This window comes from Agromyces sp. CCNWLW213, assembly GCF_037199545.1.
Classification (GTDB): domain Bacteria; phylum Actinomycetota; class Actinomycetes; order Actinomycetales; family Microbacteriaceae; genus Agromyces.
Window position 1 is genome coordinate 150,220 of record NZ_JBBBDX010000007.1, and the last position, 17,856, is coordinate 168,075.

The following is a 17,856-nucleotide window of genomic DNA, read 5'->3' on the forward strand; positions in this document are numbered from 1 at the left end:
CGCCGGGTCCCGCCCACCGGTCGTCGCGGGCGCACCGCGGCCACCGGTCCACGACTGAGCGAGGAGGAGCATGGACGCCGTCATCGAGAACCTGCCCGCGTACCTCGAGGGCTTCGGCATGACGCTGCTGCTCCTGGTGGTCTCCGGGCTCGCAGCGCTGGTCATCGGGACGATCATCGCCGCGATGCGCATCTCGCCGATCCCGTCGCTGCGCTGGTTCGCCACGATCTACACCGAGCTCGTGCGGAACACCCCGCTCACGCTCGTGCTGTTCTTCTGCGCCTTCGTCCTGCCGGTGCTCGGGTCGCGCCTCGACTACGCGACCGCGGCGATCGTCGGACTCTCGGTCTACACCTCGCCCTTCATCGCCGAGGCGCTGCGCTCGGGCGTGAACGGCGTGCCCGTCGGCCAGGCGGAGGCCGCCCGCAGCGTCGGATTCGGCTTCGGCCAGACCGTCGGGCTCATCGTGCTGCCGCAGGCGTTCCGCATGACCATCCCCCCGCTCATCAACGTGTTCATCGCGCTCACGAAGAACACGTCGGTCGCCGGCGGCTTCTTCGTCGTCGAGCTCTTCGCCGTCGGCCGCACCCTCGCGAACGCGCGAGGCGACGCGGTCATCCCGATCCTGCTCGGCGTCGCGACGTTCTATCTCCTGATCACGGTGCCGCTCGGACTGCTGGCCGGCCGGCTCGAACGACGTTGGGTGGTCCAGCGATGACGAACGTCCTCTTCGACGCCCCGGGGCCGGTGGCCCGGCGCCGTTCGCTGATCTTCTCGATCGTCGGCGGGCTCCTCATCGCCGCCGGGCTCGCCTGGGTCGTCTTCACGCTGGCCTCGCCGAAGGGCGAGCTGCCGGGGTACTTCGACCCGTCCCGCTGGGATGTGTTCGCCGACCCGCAGGTCTGGTCCTACATCTTCATCGAGGGCGTGTGGGGCACGCTGCGGGCGGCGCTCGTCGCCTCTGTGCTCGCGATCGCGCTGGGCATCGTGTTCTCCCTGCTCCGCAGTGCCGACCGCAGCTGGGTGAGGATCCCGACGGCCGTCGTGCTCGAGTTCGTCCGCGGCATGCCGGTGCTGCTGATGATGCTCTTCATCCTGCTGGTGTTCCGCAGCGGGTCGTACTGGGCGGTCGTCGCCGCGCTCGCGCTCTACAACGGCGCGCTCATCGGCGAGGCGCTCCGAGCCGGGCTCGCCTCGCTGCCGCGCGGACAGCGCGAGGCCGGCCTCAGCCTCGGCATGCGGCCCATGCAGTCGAAGATGCTCGTCGAGTTCCCGCAGGCGTTCCGGCAGATGCTGCCGATCATCATCGCCCAGCTCGTCGTCCTGCTGAAGGACACCTCGCTCGGGTACATCGTCGGATACGCCGAGCTGCTGCGGGTGAACATGAACCAGCTGGCGAACTTCTACGGCAACTACTACCTGTTCTCGTTCTTCCTGGTCACGCTCGTGCTGTACCTCACGATGAACCTGCTGCTGTCGTGGTTCGCGCGCTGGGTCGCGCGGCGCACGGCCAGCAAGACGGGTCGCCCGGCGCCGAATCCGGACGACGAGAGCACCGCGCTGCTCCAGGCCGAGGCGATCGCCGCGTCCCGGCAGATGGGTCAGGGGTCCATCTAGGGGAGACCCCGCCCACTAGACTCGTTCTTCGTGTCCGAGCCCCTCCAGATCACCGAAGCCGCGGTCGACGCGGCCGTCGACGCCGCGATCGCGGCGATCGCGGCGGCCGGCGACTCCGCGGCGCTGAAGGCCGTCCGCACCGAGCACACCGGCGAGAAGTCCACGCTGGCGCGTCTCAACGCATCGCTGCGGAACGTCCCCAACGACCAGAAGGCCGCACTCGGCAAGCTCGTGGGCGCCGCCCGCGGCCGCGTGAACCAGGCGTTCGCCGCGCGCGAGGCCCAGATCGTCGCCGCCGAGGCCGAGGCGCAGCTGGCCGCCGAGGCGGTCGACGTCACCGCGCTTCCGTCGCGCTTCACGCCGGGCGCGCGGCATCCGCTCGCTCTGCTGCAGGACCGCGTGTGCGACGTGTTCACCGGCATGGGCTGGGAGATCGCCGAGGGGCCCGAGCTCGAGAGCGAGTGGTTCAACTTCGACGCGCTGAACTTCGACGCCGACCACCCGGCCCGGGCGATGCAGGACACGTTCTTCGTCGACCCGCCCGAGTCGCACCTGGTGCTGCGCACGCACACGAGCCCGGTGCAGGTGCGCTCGATGCTCGAGCGCGAGGTCCCGATCTACGTGCTCGCCCCCGGACGCGTCTACCGCACCGACGAGTTCGACGCGACCCACCTGCCCGTCTTCATGCAGTTCGAGGGCCTCGCGGTCGACCGGGGACTCACCATGGCGCACCTGCGTGGAACGCTCGACCACTTCGTGAAGTCGATCTTCGGCGACGACGCCAAGGTGCGACTGCGGCCGAGCTTCTTCCCGTTCACCGAGCCGTCGGCCGAGCTCGACTTCTGGCACCCGACGTTCAAGGGCGGCGCGCGCTGGATCGAGTGGGGCGGCTGCGGCATGGTGCACCCCAACGTCCTCCGCGCGGCCGGCATCGACCCCGAGGAGTACACGGGCTTCGCCTTCGGCATGGGCATCGAGCGCGGGCTCATGCTCCGCAACGGAGTCCAGGACATGCGCGACATGGCCGAGGGCGACATCCGCTTCTCCCGGCAGTTCGGAATGGTGGTCTAGAACATGCGAGTGCCGCTCAGCTGGCTCGCCGAATACGTCGACCTGCCCCCGGGCACGTCCCTGGAGGACGTGCACGCCGCGCTCGTGCGCGTCGGGCTCGAGGAGGAGGACGTGCACACGTTCGACCTCCAGGGCCCGATCGTGGTCGGCGAGGTGCTCGAGTTCGTCGAGGAGCCGCAGTCCAACGGCAAGACCATCCGCTGGTGCCAGGTACGCGTGGCGCCCGACGGCGAGACGGCGGCCGACGGCGGCGACGCCGTGCACGGCATCGTCTGCGGCGCCCGCAACTTCTTCGTGGGCGACAAGGTCGTGGTGACCCTGCCGGGTGCGGTGCTGCCCGGTCCGTTCCCGATCGCGGCGCGCACGACCTACGGCCACGTCTCCGACGGCATGATCGCCTCGGCCCGCGAGCTCGGCCTCGGCGACGACCATGACGGCATCCTCCGCCTCTCGACGCTCGGCATCGACGCGCCCGTGGGGACCGACGCGATCGCGCTGCTCGGGCTCGACGATGCGGCGGTCGAGATCAACGTGACGCCCGACCGCGGGTACGCGTTCTCCATCCGGGGCGTCGCGCGAGAGTACGCGCACGCGACGGGCGCGGTCTTCCGCGACCCCGCCGCGCAGGTGACGGCGCCGGATGCCGCATCCGACGCGTTCCCGGTCGAGATCCGCGACGACGCGCCCATCCGGGGCCGCGTCGGCGCGAGCGTCTTCGCGACGCGCATCGTCCGCGGCATCGACGCCGGCCGCCCGACGCCGCCGTGGATGGTCGCGCGGCTCAAGCTCGCCGGCATCCGCTCGCTGTCGTTGCCCGTCGACATCACCAACTACGTGATGCTCGAACTCGGCCAGCCGATCCACGGGTACGACCTCGACGCGCTGCAGGGCGGCATCGTGGTGCGCCGTGCCGCGCCGGGGGAGACCCTCGAGACCCTCGACGGCAAGGTGCGCGCGCTCCATCCCGAGGACCTGCTCATCACCGACGACCGCGGCGCCATCGGCCTCGCGGGCGTGATGGGCGGCGCCGACACCGAGATCGGCGACGAGACCCGCGACGTGCTCATCGAGGCGGCGAACTTCGACCCGGTCTCGATCGCGCGCACCGCACGCCGGCACAAGCTGCCCAGCGAGGCGTCCAAGCGCTTCGAGCGCGGCGTCGACCCCGCGATCGCCGGGGCCGCCGCGGCGCGTGTCGCCCAGCTGCTCGTCGACCTCGCCGGCGGCACCGCCGACGGGGCCGGCTCGCTCATCCACGCGGCGCCCGAGCGCGAGGCGATCCACCTGCCCGACGGCTACGTCACGAAGCTCATCGGCGTCGAGTACACCGAGGCCGAGGTGCACGACGCGCTCGCCGAGGTCGGGGGCCGCGTGTCGCGCGTCGACGGCGGCTTCTCCGTCGTGCCGCCCACCTGGCGACCGGACCTCACCGGCCGGGCCGACCTCGCCGAGGAGGTCGCGCGACTGCTCGGCTACGACCGCATCCCGTCGGTGCTGCCCGTCGCCCCGCCCGGCCGCGGACTCACGCGCTCGCAGCGCGTGCGCCGGACCGTCGCCGACGCGCTCGCGGCTGCCGGCAGCACCGAGGTCCTCGCCTTCCCGTTCGTGACCGAGGCCGAGAACGCGCAGTACGGCTCGGTCGACGGGTCGCCGGTGGCGAGCGTGCGGCTCGCCAATGCGCTCGACGCATCCACGCCGTACCTGCGTCGCTCGCTGTTGCCGGGACTCGTCGGGGTCGCGCGTCGCAACTTGTCACGGGGCCTCACCGACCTCGACGTGTTCGAGCTCGGACTCGTGTTCCTGCCCGAGCAGGGCCGCAGGTACGGCTCCGCCGAGCTCCCCGTCGGCTCGGAACGGCCCTCGGACGCCGTGCTCGGCGAGCTGGACGCGGGCATCCCCGCGCAGCCGCGTCACCTCGCGGTGCTCCTCACGGGCGACCTGCGCCCGAAGCAGCCCGGCCGCGCGGCCGAGTCGGCGGGCATCGCCGACGCCCTCGATGCCGTCCGTCGCGTGGCGCACGCCGCGGGCGCCGAGGTGGAGTTCGCGCAGGGCGCCCACCAGGCGCTGCATCCGGGTCGCACCGCCGAGGTCCGCGTCGCGGGCCGCGTGGTCGGCTACGCCGGCGAACTGCACCCGCGGATCACCGCCGAGGCCGACCTGCCGCGCGTCGTCGCGGTCGCCGAGATCGACCTCGACGCCGTGATCGCGCTCACCGACCCGGCGGTCGAGGCGCGCGCGATCGGCACGCTGCCGGCTGCGACGCAGGACCTCTCGCTCGTCGTCGGCGAGGACGTGGCCGCGGCCACGGTGGCCGAGGCCGTTCGCGCCGGCGCCGGCGAACTGCTCGAGGACCTCCGGCTCGTCGACGACTACCGCGGCCAGGGCGTTCGCGAGGGTGCGAAGAGCCTGACGTTCGCGCTGCGCTTCCGTGCCGCGGACCGCACGCTCACCGCCGCCGAGGCGAGCGAGGCGAAACTCGCGGGGGCCGCACTGGCTGCCGAGCGCACGGGCGCGGTGATCCGCGAATAGGGGTGCCGCGGGCGGCGGCGCGGCGGTAGCGTGAGGCATGGCCGAACAGAAGACGCTGCCGACGGGTGCCTCGGTGTCCGAGTTCCTGAACGCGGTGGAGCCGCCCGGGCGCCGTGACGACGGTCTCGAGCTGCGGGAGCTGTTCGACCGCGTGACCGACGCCGACGCGGTGATGTGGGGTCCGTCGATCGTGGGGTACGGACTCCACCACTACCGGTACGAGACGGGCCGCGAGGGCGATTGGATGGTCGTGGGCTTCTCCCCGCGGAAGGCCAGCATCTCCCTGTACGGGCTGCAGACGCCCGGCGCGGAGGAGCTCATCGACCGGCTCGGCAAGGTCAAGGTCGGCGCCGGGTGCCTCTGGATCGGCCGGCTCGCGACCATCGACCGGCACGTGCTCGAGGCGCTCGTCGACCGGGCGTGGGTGCGCACGCGCGGGGACGACGTCTGACTCCGTCCCGAGCCGGTTTGCGAGCCCGGGGAACCGATCGGTAGGGTCGCTGCATGTCCACCTGCCGGCCCGCCGCCCCCGCACGCCTCGCGCGTGCCGCCGCGGCGCGCGGCCGACGGCGAGGCGAGCGCCGAATCGAGGCGGCCCCCGCGACGGCCTGATCCTGCCGTCATGGGCGTCGCCGGAGCCGTCTCACCCGACCGATCAGCCCATAAGGTGGAATCCATGACGTATACCGTCGCCGTCTCCGGCGCGTCCGGCTATGCGGGCGGCGAGTTGCTGCGCCTGCTCGCCGACCATCCCGAGTTCGACGTCCGCACGGTCACGGCGCACTCCAACGCCGGCCAGCCGCTCGCCGCGGTGCAGCCGCACCTGCGCAGCTACACGCACCTCACGCTCAAGGAGACGTCGGTCGAGACGCTCTCGGGGCACGACGTGGTGTTCCTGGCGCTCCCGCACGGGGCATCCGGGGCCATCGCCGCGCACCTCCCCGACGACACGCTCGTGGTCGACTGCGGCGCCGACCACCGCCTCGAGGAGCCCGGCGACTGGGCCGCGTTCTACGGCGGCGAGTTCCACGGCGCCTGGGCGTACGGCGTCCCCGAGCTCCCCAGGATGTCGGGGACGCAGCGCACGCGCCTGGCGAGGACGCGCCGCATCGCCGCGCCGGGGTGCAACGCCTCGACGGTGTCGCTGTCGCTGGCTCCCGGCATCCGAGCGGGCGTCATCGAGGACCGCGACATCGTCTCGGTGCTCGCGGTCGGCCCGTCGGGAGCGGGTCGCGCGCTCAAGGCGCACCTCCTCGGCTCCGAGATCCTCGGCTCGGCCAACCCGTATGCCGTGGGAGGCACCCACCGGCACATCCCCGAGATCCGGCAGGCGCTGCGCTGGGCCGGTGCGGCGGCGCCGACGCTCTCGTTCACGCCCGTCATCGTGCCCATGTCGCGCGGCATCCTGGCGACCTCGACCGCGCGCATCGTGCCGGGCACCGATCCCGCCGCGGTCCGCGCGGCCTGGGAGGACGCGTACGCCGGCGAGGCGTTCGTCCAGGTGCTCCCCGCCGGCCAGTTCCCGCGCACGGCCGACGTCGTGGGCGCGAACACCGCCCTGATGGGCCTCGCCGTCGATGAGGCCGCAGGGCGCGTGGTGGTCGTGACCGCGGTCGACAACCTCGTGAAGGGCACGGCGGGCGCCGCGATCCAGTCGGCGAACATCGCACTCGGCCTCGCCGAGACCACGGGCCTGCCGGTGAACGGGGTGGCACCGTGAGCGTGACGGCACCGGCTGGATTCGAGGCGGCCGGCATCGCGGCCGGCCTCAAGCGGACGGGCGCGCTCGACCTCGCCCTCGTCGTCAACCGCGGGCCGAAGCAGCACGGGGCTGCCGTGTTCACCTCGAACCGGGCGAAGGCGAACCCGATCCTCTGGTCCGAGCAGGTCATCCGCGACGGCACGGTGGCCGCGGTCGTGCTGAACTCCGGCGGGGCGAACTGCTTCACCGGCCCCGAGGGCTTCCAAGTCACGCATCGCACGGCGGAGGCCGCGGCATCCGCGCTGCACGTCTCGGCCGGTGACGTGCTCGTGTGCTCCACCGGGCTCATCGGCGACCAGCTCGACGGCGAGGTCCTCGAGGAGGGCGTGCTGTCCGCGGTCGACCGCCTGGCAGGCGACGCGTCGGCGGGCGCGGATGCCGCCCGGGCCATCATGACCACCGACTCGCGCCCCAAGACGGTCGAGCTCCAGGTCGACGGATGGCGCATCGGCGGCATGGCGAAGGGTGCGGGCATGCTCGCGCCGGGCCTGGCGACCATGCTCGTCGTGCTCACGACCGACGCCGACGTGCCCTCGCCGCAGCTCGACGCGGCGCTCCGGCGGGCGACGCGGGTGACGTTCGACCGCCTCGACTCCGACGGGTGCATGTCGACGAACGACCAGGTGACCCTGCTGGCGTCGGGCGCGTCGGGCGTGGTGCCCGACCCCGAGACCTTCGCCGAGGCCCTCACGACCGCGTGCCGGCGCCTCGCGCTCCAGCTGCAGGGCGATGCCGAGGGCGCGAGCCACGACATCGCGATCGAGGTCCGCGGTGCGGTCACCGAGGACGACGCGGTGGAGGTGGGTCGCGCGGTGGCGCGCAACAACCTCTTCAAGGCGGCGATCTTCGGCAACGACCCGAACTGGGGCCGGGTGCTCGCCGCGATCGGCACGACGCGCGCGCCGTTCGACCCGTACCTCGTCGACGTCGCGATGAACGGCGTCCGGGTGTGCCACGCGGGTCGCCCCGACCAGCCGCGCGACGCGGTCGACCTCACGCCGCGCGCGACGCACGTGCTCATCGAGCTGCACGCCGGCGAGGCCTCCGCCACCATCTGGACCAACGACCTCACCCACGACTACGTGCACGAGAACAGCGCGTACTCGAGTTGAGCATGAGCGAGGAGCAGATGACCACCGAGGGCGACGCCCGAGCGGATGCCGCTGCCGCCGCCCGCAAGGCGGAGACCCTCATCGAGTCGCTGCCGTGGCTCAAGCGGTTCCACGGCGAGGTCGTCGTCGTGAAGTTCGGCGGCAACGCGATGGTGAGCCCCGAGCTCCAGCGCGCGTTCGCCGAGGACATGGTGTACCTCCGCTACGCCGGCATCCGGCCGGTCGTCGTGCACGGCGGGGGCCCGCAGATCTCGTCGATGCTCGAGCGGCTCGGCATCCCGAGCGAGTTCCGCGGCGGGTACCGGGTCACGACGCCCGAGACCATGGACGTCGTGCGCATGGTGCTGTCGGGGCAGGTGAACCGCGAGCTCGTGAGCCTCATCAACCAGCACGGACCGCTCGCCGCGGGCCTGTCCGGTGAGGATGCGGGTCTGTTCCGCGGTCGACGGCGCGGCGCGGTGGTCGACGGCGAGGAGGTCGACCTCGGTCTCGTCGGCGACGTCGTGGAGGTCGACCCCGAGGCGGTTCTCGCGCAGCTCGAGGCCCGCCGCATCCCCGTGGTGTCGTCGATCGCGCCCGACCTCGACCAGCCCGGGCAGTCGCTCAACGTGAACGCCGACTCCGCCGCGGCCTCGCTCGCCGTCGCCCTCGGGGCGGCGAAGCTCGTGATCCTCACCGACGTGGCCGGACTGTACCGCGACTGGCCGAACCGGGACTCGCTGGTCTCCGAGATCGCCCTTCCCGAACTCGAGGCGCTGCTCCCGTCGCTCGAGTCCGGCATGATCCCGAAGATGGCCGCATGCCTCGAGGCCGTCGAGGGGGGCGTTCCGAAGGCGGCCATCATCGACGGCCGGGTGCCGCACTCGATCCTGCTCGAGATCTTCACGCAGCAGGGCATCGGCACCGAGGTCGTCCCGGCGACGGATGCCGCGTCGTCCCTCGCCGGGGCGCCGACGGATGTCGCGGGAGCGGGCTCATGACGACGGCGGACGACTGGCGCGATCGCTTCGAACGTCGCATGATGCGCACGCTCGGCATGCCGCTCGCGAAGTTCGAGCGCGGCGAGGGCTGCTGGGTGCAGGACGACCGGGGCACCTGGCACCTCGACTTCCTCGCCGGGATCGCCGTCAACTCGCTGGGCCATGCGCACCCGGTCTTCGTCGAGGCGGTGTCCCGACAGGCCGCGACCCTGTCGCACGTGTCGAACTACTTCGCGACCGCGCCCGCGCTCGCACTCGCCGACCGGCTCGCACGCCTCACGGGCGCGGGCGAGTCGGGCCGGGTCTGGTTCGGCAACTCCGGCGCCGAGGCCAACGAGGCCGCGTTCAAGCTGGCCCGCCGGAACAACTCCGGGGGAGCGCGCACGCGCGTGCTCGCGCTCGTCGACGCGTTCCACGGCCGCACGATGGGATCCCTCGCGCTCACGGGCAAGCCAGCGATGCGCGACGGCTTCGAGCCCCTGCCGGGCGGCGTGCACCACCTGCCGTCCACGATCGCCGCGCTCGAGGCGGAGCTCGACGACTCGGTCGCGGCCCTCATCGTCGAACCCATCAAGGGCGAGGCGGGCGTGCTCGACCTGCCCGACGGGTACCTGCAGGCGGCGCGCGAGCTGACCCGCCGGCACGGCGCGCTCCTCATCATCGACGAGGTGCAGACCGGTGCCGGCCGCACCGGCGCGTGGTTCGCCTTCCAGCACGAGGGCATCGTGCCCGATGCGATCACGGTCGCGAAGGGCATCGGCGGCGGCATCCCGATCGGTGCGCTCGTGACCTTCGGGCACGCCTCCGACCTGTTCTCGAAGGGCCAGCACGGCTCGACGTTCGGCGGCAACCCGCTCGCGACGGCCGTGGCCGACGCGGTGCTGGGCGAGATCGAGCGCGCCGACCTCGTCGCGAACGCGAGACGACGGGGCGCAGAACTGCGCGAGCGCGTGCTCGCCATGCGCTCGCCCCTGGTCGAGGGGGTCCGCGGTCGGGGCCTGCTCGTGGGCATCGCGCTGAACGAACCGGTCGCCCAGGCGCTCTCGGCCGCCGCGCTCGACGCGGGGCTCATCGTCAACGCCGCGAACGACTCCACCATCCGGCTGGCGCCGCCGCTCATCATCGGCGACGACGAACTCGACGAGTTCGAGGCGCGATTCGCGCGCGCGCTCGCCGCGGTCGCCCGACCGCACCGCTGACCATCCCGCGCACCGCGCGCCCGAACGGAAGACCACATGACGCGACACTTCCTCCGCGACGACGACATCACGCCCGCCGAGCAGGCCGAGATCCTCGACCTCGCCGAGCGCCTGAAGGCCGACCGGTGGGCCGAGCAGCCCCTCGCGGGGCCGCAGACCGTCGCGGTCATCTTCGACAAGTCGTCCACGCGCACCCGGGTGTCGTTCGCGGTCGGCATCGCCGACCTCGGCGGGTCGCCCCTCATCATCTCGACGGCCTCGAGCCAGCTCGGCGGCAAGGAGACGCCCTCCGACACCGCCCGCGTGCTCGAGCGCATGGTGTCCGCGATCGTCTGGCGCACCTACGCCCAGTCGGGCCTCGACGAGATGGCCGCCGGCACCACGGTGCCCGTCGTCAACGCGCTCTCGGACGACTTCCACCCCTGCCAGCTCCTCGCCGACCTCCTCACCATCCGCGAGCACAAGGGCCGGCTCACCGGGCTCACCGTCGCGTTCCTCGGCGACGGCGCGTCGAACATGGCGCAGTCCTACGTGCTCGCGGGCGCGACGGCGGGCATCCACGTGCGCGTCGCCTCGCCCGAGGAGTTCGCGCCCGCGACATCCGTCGTCGCCGACGCCGATCGCATCGCCGCAGGCACCGGGGGATCCGTGACGCTCTACACCGACCCGGCCGAGGCCGCCGCGGGGGCCGACGTGATCGTGACCGACACGTGGGTCTCGATGGGCAAGGAGGACGAGAAGGCGCATCGGGTCGCGACGTTCGGCCGCTACCGCGTCGATCCCGAGCTCATGTCGCTCGCCGCGTCCGACGCGGTGTTCCTGCACTGCCTGCCCGCGGATCGCGGCTACGAGGTCACCGCCGACGTCATCGACGGCCCGCAGTCGATCATCTGGGACGAGGCGGAGAACCGGCTGCATGCGCAGAAGGCGCTCCTCGTGTGGCTGCTCGCCAGGAAGGACGCGTGAACATGACGGACGCGAACGGCACGCACGGCACCAACGAGGGGTCGCTGTGGGGCGCGCGCTTCGCCGGCGGCCCCTCGCCCGAGCTGCAGCGCCTGTCGAAGTCGACGCACTTCGACTGGCAGCTGGCACCCTACGACCTGGCCGGGTCGCGCGCGCATGCCCGGGCACTCGGTGCGGCGGGCTACCTGGAGCCGGCCGAGCTCGACCGCATGCTCACGGGGCTCGACGCGCTCGAGGCGCGCGTGCACTCCGGCGAACTCGTCGCGACCGGATTCGACGAGGACGTGCATGGCGCGCTCGAGGCGGCGCTGATCGCCGACGTCGGGCCGGAGCTCGGCGGCAAGCTGCGCGCCGGGCGCAGCCGGAACGACCAGATCGCCACGCTCGTGCGCCTGTACCTCAAGGACCACGCGGCCATCATCGGCCGGCAGCTCGTGCACCTCATCGACGCGCTCGCCGCGCAGGCCGACGCCCACCGCGGTGCCATCATGCCGGGCCGCACGCACCTGCAGCACGCCCAGCCCGTGCTGCTCGCGCACCACCTCCTCGCGCACGGCTGGGCGCTCTCCCGCGACCTCGAGCGCCTCGTCGACTGGCTGAAGCGAGCGGATGTCTCGCCCTACGGCGGCGGCGCGCTCGCCGGCTCGACGCTCGGCCTCGATGCGGCATCCGTCGCTCGCGACCTGGGCCTCGCCGCGCCGGCCGAGAACTCCATCGACGGCACCGCGAGTCGCGACGTCGTCGCCGAGTTCGCGTTCGTCGCCGCGATGATCGGCGTCGACCTCTCGCGCATCTCCGAGGAAGTCATCCTCTGGAACACGCGCGAGTTCGGCTTCGTGACGCTCGACGACGCCTACTCGACCGGGTCGTCGATCATGCCGCAGAAGAAGAACCCCGACATCGCCGAGCTGGCTCGCGGTAAGTCGGGACGGCTCATCGGCAACCTCACGGGGCTGCTCGCGACGCTCAAGGCGCTGCCGCTCGCGTACAACCGCGACCTGCAGGAGGACAAGGAGCCGGTCTTCGACTCGGTCGAGACGCTCGAGGTGCTGCTGCCGGCGTTCACCGGGATGGTGGAGACGCTCGCCTTCCACGCCGACCGGATGGCCGAGCTGGCCCCCGCGGGCTTCTCGCTGGCGACGGATGTCGCGGAGTGGCTCGTCAAGCGCCGCGTGCCGTTCCGCGACGCCCACGAGATCACGGGTGCGCTCGTGCGGCACGCCGAGGAGCGCGGACTCGAGCTCCACGAGGTCGACGATGCGGCCCTCGCGGCGGTCTCGCCGCATCTCACGCCCGACGTGCGCGAGGTGCTGACGATCGAGGGGTCGGTGGCGAGTCGCGACGGCATCGGCGGCACCGCGCCCGTGCGGGTCGACGCCCAGTTCGCGGCGCTCGCCGACCGCGTGCGCCACCTCGTCCAGGCGCTGCCGGGCGGCGACGCCTGACGTGTCGCCGGATCGAACTGGACCGGGCGAGCGGATGCCGGCGCCGCCCCGCGGCGGCGACCTCGTCCGTCCGTCGCGGGCGTGGTTCGCGCGCGACTCGGTCGAGCTGGCCCCGCTGCTGCTCGGCGCGGTGCTCGCGCACGACACCGAGGAGGGGCGCGTGGCCGTCCGCCTCTCCGAGGTCGAGGCGTACCGCGGGGTCGGCGAGGATCCGGGATCGCACGGCTTCCGGGGGAGGACGCCGCGCAATGCGGTGATGTTCGGCGAGGGCGGGCACCTCTACGCGTACTTCACGTACGGCATGCACGTGTGCATCAACGTCGTCGCGGGCTGGGAGGGGCGGTCCGCCGGGGTGCTGCTGCGCGGCGGGACGATCGTCGAGGGGGTCGACCTCGCGCGTGCGCGACGACCGCGCTCGACCGATCGCGATCTCGCCCGCGGGCCGGCCCGGCTGGCGCAGGCGCTCGGCGTGCCGCTCGCGCGCAACGGCGCCGACCTGCTCGCCGAGCCGTTCGATCTGCAGGTGCCGTCGACCCCGCTTCCGCACGAGACCGGGCCGCGCACGGGCATCAGCGGAGCCGGGGGAGCGACCGAGTACCCGTGGCGGTTCTGGCTTGCAGGCGACCCCGGCGTCTCGGTCTACCGGCGGCATCCGCGATCGCACTGAGCGTCCGCGATCGCAGAGCGCCGGAGCCCGCTTCGGTCGTGCCCGTCGCCGGCTCAGCGGATCGCGAGGTGGACGGCGATCGCCGCCGCGCAGGCCCAGATCAGGCTCGCGAAGGTGCCGATGATGAAGCGTTCGCGCGCCTCGGGGGCTTCGAGCTCGGTGAAGCGCCCGACGCCCTTGACGGCGACGACGATGGCGAGGCCCTCGGGGAACCCGGCGATGATGGACCCCGCGGCACCGAGGCGCTCGAGCACGCCGATCGTCAACCCGCCGCGGAGCACCTCGCGCCGCGTGGCGGCGACGCCCGGGGCGCGGGGCTCGTCGGGGCGGACGGCGACCAGGATGCCGCCGTGGGCGCCGGGCGGCGCGCTCGATCCCATCGCGAGCTGCAGCGCGGTGGCTGCGGCGGGGCTTCCGCCGAAGACCGCGACGACCATGCCGAGCACGGCGACGAGCGGTGCGGCGACCGTCGGAACCGGGTCGGTCACGGTGGACGCCGCGACGATCGCGACCACGACGGTCCCGGCCGCGGGCCAGAGGTGGATGGGGCGCGGTCGCAGGTAGGCGAGCACGGAGAGCACGGCCGCGGCCGCGAGCGCCGCGATGATCACCGCCCAGCCGAGCGCCGACATCGCCTCGACGAGGTTCACGGGTCCTCCTCCTGCGGCGTCCGGGTCCGGGTGGGGCGGGGCGACGGCCGCGCGACGAGCCTAGCGAGCCGGTCCGTCATGCGTCGCGTCCGGGCGCGGAGCGTCGCCCGCGTGCGACGGGGGGACCGCGAGGCCGTCGAGGTCGGCGAGGAGCCGCACGAGGGCCGGACCGGCGTCGCCGTCGGCATTCCACTGCGCCGCGCGGAGACGCTGGCTGACGGCGGCGTCCGAGATGCCCAGCAGGCGGGCGGCGTCCTTCTGCGTGCGCCCGTCGCGCACGAGGTCGACCGCCTCCCATCCCTGCGGGGTCCGTCGATCGCGCAGCAGCAGGAGCAGCCGGATGAGCGACTCGACGTGTGCCGCGTCGAGGAGGCCCCGGCGGCCCTCCGCGGCGCGGAGCGCGAAGCGGCCGTCGGCCCGCTTGGCGGCGTCGACCGCCTCGCGGGCGGCGACGAACGCCGGACCGGCGGCCTTGCGCACGGCGTCGGGGAGTGGTTGCCGGACGTCCCCGATCCCGAGGCCGATGCTCCAGCGCTCCGCGCGGTGGAGTGCGAGGACGAGGTCCAGCGTCGTGCCGGGGTCGTCCGTGATCGCCTGGACCTCGTCGCCGGCGGTCTGGTCGACGGGGAGCAGGAGGCGTTCGCCGAACTCGGCCTGCAGCTGGTGCCGCATGGCCTCCGAGCGATCGATGTCGGCGCGGCTGCCGATCTGGTCGGCGGTGATCACGTACATGCATCCTCCCAGAACTGAAGGTATCAGACTTGAACTGGTAAGATCAAGTGTTCAAGCTTGATCGACATCTCTGAAGTCCTCGACCTTCGGGGACCGGAACGAGCGCGCTGATACCCTTGCAGTCGTGTCCGACCCCGCGATCCTCGCCACGCAGCAGAACGACCCCACGTTCGAGGACGTGTGGGAGGAACTCCGCTGGCGCGGGCTCGTGCACGTCTCGACCGACGAGGCCGCCCTGAAGCAACTGCTCGCCGGCGACCCGGTGACGTACTACTGCGGCTTCGACCCCACCGCGCCGAGCCTGCACCTCGGCAACCTGGTGCAGATCCTCACGCTCCGGCGCCTCCAGCTCGCGGGACACCGGCCGCTCGGGCTCGTCGGCGGCTCCACCGGGCTCATCGGCGATCCGCGTCCGACGGCCGAGCGCACGCTCAACACCAAGGAGACCGTCGCCGAGTGGGTCGAGCGCCTCCGCGCGCAGGTCAGCCGCTTCCTCTCGGCCGAGGGCGACAACGCGGTGCGCATGGTCAACAACCTCGACTGGACCGCCGACCTCTCGGCGATCGACTTCCTCCGCGACATCGGCAAGCACTACCGCGTCGGCACGATGCTGAAGAAGGACGCCGTCGCCTCGCGTCTCAACTCGGAGGCGGGCATCAGCTACACCGAGTTCAGCTACCAGATCCTGCAGGGCTTCGACTTCCTCGAGCTCTACCGGCAGTACGGCTGCGTGCTCCAGACCGGCGGCAGCGACCAGTGGGGCAACCTCACGAGCGGCACCGACCTCATCCACCGCGTCGAGGGCGTCCACGCCCACGCCATCGGCACGCCGCTCATCACGAACTCCGACGGCACGAAGTTCGGCAAGAGCGAGGGCAACGCCATCTGGCTCGACGCCGAGATGTGCAGCCCCTACCGCTTCTACCAGTTCTGGCTCAACACCGACGACGCCGACGTGATCTCGCGCCTCAAGGTGTTCACGTTCCTCACGCGCGAGCGGATCGACGAGCTCGCCGAGAAGGTCGCGACCGAGCCGTTCCGCCGCGAGGCCCAGCGGGTCCTCGCGCACGAGGTGACGACGCTGGTCCATGGGGCGGATGCCACGGCGGCGGTCGTCGCGGCCTCGCAGGCCCTGTTCGGCCAGGGCGACCTGGCGGAGCTCGACCACGGCACCCTCGAGGCCGCGCTCCGCGAACTGCCGCACACCGAGGCCGAGCCGGGTGCGCCGGTCGCGCAGCTGCTCCTCGACACCGGACTCGTCTCGAGCCTCAGCGAGGGCCGCCGGGCGATCGCGCAGGGCGGCGTCTCGCTCGACAACGTGCGCGTCGACGATGAGACGGCGACCATCTCCGACCGCGTGCCGTCCGGTGGCATGGCGGTCCTCCGGCGCGGCAAGAAGACCCTCGCGGGCGTCTTCGTCCGCTAGGCCGTGATGATGCGAGGAGCCGCCGACCGACTCCTCGCGCGCGTGTGGTCGGAGCTCGGGCGCGATGCCGCCGAGCTCGACCGCCTCGCGCCCCTCCCGACCGCGCCGCTGCCGGCCCGGCTCGACGTCTCCGCGCTCGCCGTGGCATCCGTCGCCGCCGCGAGCCTCGCCGGATGGGCCCCGAGCGCGAGCCCCGGCTCGATCCGCCTCGACGGCGATCGCATCGCCAACGCGTTCCGGAGCGAGCGCGTCGCCCGGTTCGACGGCGAGGCGCCGGACGTGTGGTCGCCCCTGTCCGGCTTCCGCCGGGCTCGCGACGGATGGGTGCGCACGCACGGCAACTACCCGCATCATGCGGCGGCGCTCCGCTGGGTGCTGGGGCTCACGGCGACGGACGCCGCGGTGCCGGCGCTCGTGGACGACGCCGTGTCGCGATGGCCCGCCGATGCCCTCGCCGCCCAGGTGACCGCGGCGGGCGGCATGTGCGTCGTGGTGGCGCCGGAGGATCCCGCCGTCGACGCACGGCTCGCCGCGGGTCCGCTCGTCGACGTCGCCCGGGTGACGGATGCCGCGCCGCCGCGCCGCGCACGTCCGGCTCCCGATCGAGGCCTCCCGCTCGCGGGCGTGCGGGTGCTCGACCTCACCCGGGTGATCGCCGGACCGGTCGCCACGCGCACGCTCGCGCTGCTCGGTGCGGACGTGCTGCGCGTGGACCCGCCGAGTCCTCCCGAGATCGGCTGGCAGCACCTCGAGGGCGGGCCGGGGAAGCGCACCGCGCTGGTCGACGCCAGGACCGTGGACGGGGCGCGCACCCTGCACGGACTCCTCGGCGACGCGCATGTCGTCGTGCTCGGATACCGCCCGGCGTCCCTCGCCCGGATCGGGCTCGACCCCGCGGGCCTCGCCGTGCGGTACCCCGGACTGGTCATCGCGCAGCTGTCGGCATGGGGATTCGACGACGCATCGGCGGCGCGCGGCGGGTTCGACAGCCTCGTCCAGGCCGAGAGCGGGATCGCGGTCGTCGAGGGCGGCGCCGACGCGCCCGGCGTGCTGCCCGCGCAGGCGCTCGACCACGCCACGGGCTACCTCCTCGCCGCCGCGGTCTGCACGCTCCACGAGCGGCGGCTGGCGGGGGGCGGGTCGTGGCTGGCACGGATGTCGCTGCGCCGGACGGCGGCCGAGCTCCTGCGTCTGCCGCGCACGCCCGACCCGACGCCGGCGCGGTCGCTCGGCGATGCCGTGGCTGCGGCGCACTCCACCGAGCTCGCCGGAGTCGCCGGCACGCAGCGGATCGCACTCCCCGCGATCGCTTCGCCGACGGGTGCGATGACCTGGTCCGAGCCGCCGCATCCGTGGGGGTCGGATGCGCCCAGATGGGCGGAATGACGGGCGACACGCCCGGGATGCAGGGCCGAGTTGCAGGACCCCGCCGGGATCCGTAAAGTATTCATTCGTTGCCCCACAGGAGCGAGAGAAGCGAGAGAGCTTCTCCTCCTCAAGCGGCACGAAGATCCCGAACCTGATGACGACTCGATCGTCCGGGTTCGAAGCGTCCGGAACGGTCCTCAAGCGGATCACCGGATGGAGAACAGAACAGCCTCGGCTGATCGGCTCGCCTCAGGCGGCCGTGACCCGGGTGCGTCCGTTCCTTGAGAACTCAACAGCGTGCACTATGTTCAATGCCAATTTTTGAACCTCGT

At 72.8% G+C, this 17,856-nt stretch carries 16 protein-coding genes; 14 read left to right on the forward strand and 2 right to left on the reverse strand.

Translation table 11 applies throughout. The annotated features are described in order from the left end of the window. The first annotated feature begins 70 nt into the window (after nucleotides 1-70). From WBQ80_RS13970 to WBQ80_RS14025, 12 genes are all read left to right on the forward strand, one after another. A complete protein-coding gene (locus tag WBQ80_RS13970) occupies nucleotides 71-718 on the forward strand; it encodes an amino acid ABC transporter permease (RefSeq protein ID WP_336572957.1) in 648 nt (215 codons plus the stop codon). After that, a complete protein-coding gene (locus tag WBQ80_RS13975) occupies nucleotides 715-1,617 on the forward strand; it encodes an amino acid ABC transporter permease (protein WP_336572956.1) in 903 nt (300 codons plus the stop codon). Before WBQ80_RS13970 ends, WBQ80_RS13975 begins: the two co-directional genes overlap by 4 nt. A gap of 30 nt (nucleotides 1,618-1,647) precedes the next feature. Then, a complete protein-coding gene (gene pheS / locus WBQ80_RS13980) occupies nucleotides 1,648-2,688 on the forward strand; it encodes a phenylalanine--tRNA ligase subunit alpha (protein WP_336572955.1) in 1,041 nt (346 codons plus the stop codon). Nucleotides 2,689-2,691: 3 nt separating this feature from the next. After that, nucleotides 2,692-5,217, forward strand: a complete 2,526-nt coding sequence (gene pheT, locus WBQ80_RS13985; RefSeq protein ID WP_336572954.1) for a phenylalanine--tRNA ligase subunit beta — start codon at nucleotides 2,692-2,694, stop codon at nucleotides 5,215-5,217. 37 nt (nucleotides 5,218-5,254) lie between these two features. Beyond that, nucleotides 5,255-5,668, forward strand: coding sequence for a DUF1801 domain-containing protein (locus WBQ80_RS13990; RefSeq protein ID WP_336572953.1), 414 nt, complete (start codon nucleotides 5,255-5,257; stop codon nucleotides 5,666-5,668). A gap of 225 nt (nucleotides 5,669-5,893) precedes the next feature. Then, nucleotides 5,894-6,937 carry an N-acetyl-gamma-glutamyl-phosphate reductase gene (argC, locus tag WBQ80_RS13995; protein ID WP_336572952.1) on the forward strand — a complete coding sequence of 348 codons (1,044 nt, stop codon included), beginning with the start codon at nucleotides 5,894-5,896 and terminating at the stop codon, nucleotides 6,935-6,937. Next, nucleotides 6,934-8,091, forward strand: coding sequence for a bifunctional glutamate N-acetyltransferase/amino-acid acetyltransferase ArgJ (gene argJ / locus WBQ80_RS14000; protein WP_336572951.1), 1,158 nt, complete (start codon nucleotides 6,934-6,936; stop codon nucleotides 8,089-8,091). The genes argC and argJ overlap by 4 nt, the downstream gene beginning before the upstream one ends. Nucleotides 8,092-8,108: 17 nt before the next feature. Continuing rightward, the gene (gene argB / locus WBQ80_RS14005; protein WP_336572979.1) at nucleotides 8,109-9,071 is read left to right on the forward strand and encodes an acetylglutamate kinase; all 963 of its coding nucleotides are present in this window, start codon (nucleotides 8,109-8,111) and stop codon (nucleotides 9,069-9,071) included. Next, the gene (locus WBQ80_RS14010; protein ID WP_442892722.1) at nucleotides 9,068-10,270 is read left to right on the forward strand and encodes an acetylornithine transaminase; all 1,203 of its coding nucleotides are present in this window, start codon (nucleotides 9,068-9,070) and stop codon (nucleotides 10,268-10,270) included. The genes argB and WBQ80_RS14010 overlap by 4 nt, the downstream gene beginning before the upstream one ends. Before the next feature lie 36 nt (nucleotides 10,271-10,306). Next, nucleotides 10,307-11,236 (forward strand): ornithine carbamoyltransferase, encoded by a 930-nt coding sequence (argF, locus tag WBQ80_RS14015; RefSeq protein WP_336572950.1) that lies wholly within the window; start codon nucleotides 10,307-10,309, stop codon nucleotides 11,234-11,236. A 2-nt stretch (nucleotides 11,237-11,238) separates the two neighbouring features. Further along, nucleotides 11,239-12,681 (forward strand): argininosuccinate lyase, encoded by a 1,443-nt coding sequence (gene argH / locus WBQ80_RS14020; RefSeq protein ID WP_337282585.1) that lies wholly within the window; start codon nucleotides 11,239-11,241, stop codon nucleotides 12,679-12,681. Between the two features lie 34 nt (nucleotides 12,682-12,715). After that, nucleotides 12,716-13,348 carry a DNA-3-methyladenine glycosylase gene (locus WBQ80_RS14025; RefSeq protein ID WP_337282586.1) on the forward strand — a complete coding sequence of 211 codons (633 nt, stop codon included), beginning with the start codon at nucleotides 12,716-12,718 and terminating at the stop codon, nucleotides 13,346-13,348. A 53-nt stretch (nucleotides 13,349-13,401) separates the two neighbouring features. Here the strand turns inward: WBQ80_RS14025 and WBQ80_RS14030 are convergent, their stop codons facing one another. Together WBQ80_RS14030 and WBQ80_RS14035 are read right to left on the reverse strand one after the other, a co-directional pair. Next, on the reverse strand, nucleotides 13,402-13,998 hold the full coding sequence (locus WBQ80_RS14030) for a hypothetical protein (protein WP_336573544.1): 597 nt from the start codon (nucleotides 13,996-13,998) through the stop codon (nucleotides 13,402-13,404). A 60-nt stretch (nucleotides 13,999-14,058) separates the two neighbouring features. After that, nucleotides 14,059-14,730, reverse strand: coding sequence for a DNA-binding protein (locus tag WBQ80_RS14035; protein WP_336573543.1), 672 nt, complete (start codon nucleotides 14,728-14,730; stop codon nucleotides 14,059-14,061). Nucleotides 14,731-14,854: 124 nt separating this feature from the next. On the opposite strand from WBQ80_RS14035, the gene tyrS reads away from it, so the two are divergent. Together tyrS and WBQ80_RS14045 are read left to right on the forward strand one after the other, a co-directional pair. Next, a complete protein-coding gene (tyrS, locus tag WBQ80_RS14040) occupies nucleotides 14,855-16,156 on the forward strand; it encodes a tyrosine--tRNA ligase (protein ID WP_336573542.1) in 1,302 nt (433 codons plus the stop codon). A 6-nt stretch (nucleotides 16,157-16,162) separates the two neighbouring features. After that, on the forward strand, nucleotides 16,163-17,542 hold the full coding sequence (locus tag WBQ80_RS14045) for a CoA transferase (RefSeq protein WP_336573541.1): 1,380 nt from the start codon (nucleotides 16,163-16,165) through the stop codon (nucleotides 17,540-17,542). Nucleotides 17,543-17,856: the final 314 nt, after the last annotated feature.

Excerpts from the sequence above, each read along its gene's own strand:
- WBQ80_RS13970 (WP_336572957.1), top strand. The coding sequence starts at position 71 with ATGGACGCCGTCATCGAGAACCTGCCCGCGTACCTCGAGGGCTTCGGC.
- WBQ80_RS13975 (WP_336572956.1), top strand. The coding sequence starts at position 715 with ATGACGAACGTCCTCTTCGACGCCCCGGGGCCGGTGGCCCGGCGCCGT.
- pheT (WP_336572954.1), top strand. The coding sequence starts at position 2,692 with ATGCGAGTGCCGCTCAGCTGGCTCGCCGAATACGTCGACCTGCCCCCG.
- WBQ80_RS13990 (WP_336572953.1), top strand. The coding sequence starts at position 5,255 with ATGGCCGAACAGAAGACGCTGCCGACGGGTGCCTCGGTGTCCGAGTTC.
- argC (WP_336572952.1), top strand. The coding sequence starts at position 5,894 with ATGACGTATACCGTCGCCGTCTCCGGCGCGTCCGGCTATGCGGGCGGC.
- argB (WP_336572979.1), top strand. The coding sequence starts at position 8,109 with ATGACCACCGAGGGCGACGCCCGAGCGGATGCCGCTGCCGCCGCCCGC.
- WBQ80_RS14010 (WP_442892722.1), top strand. The coding sequence starts at position 9,068 with ATGACGACGGCGGACGACTGGCGCGATCGCTTCGAACGTCGCATGATG.
- argF (WP_336572950.1), top strand. The coding sequence starts at position 10,307 with ATGACGCGACACTTCCTCCGCGACGACGACATCACGCCCGCCGAGCAG.
- argH (WP_337282585.1), top strand. The coding sequence starts at position 11,239 with ATGACGGACGCGAACGGCACGCACGGCACCAACGAGGGGTCGCTGTGG.
- WBQ80_RS14025 (WP_337282586.1), top strand. The coding sequence starts at position 12,716 with ATGCCGGCGCCGCCCCGCGGCGGCGACCTCGTCCGTCCGTCGCGGGCG.
- WBQ80_RS14035 (WP_336573543.1), bottom strand. The coding sequence starts at position 14,730 with ATGTACGTGATCACCGCCGACCAGATCGGCAGCCGCGCCGACATCGAT.
- WBQ80_RS14045 (WP_336573541.1), top strand. The coding sequence starts at position 16,163 with ATGATGCGAGGAGCCGCCGACCGACTCCTCGCGCGCGTGTGGTCGGAG.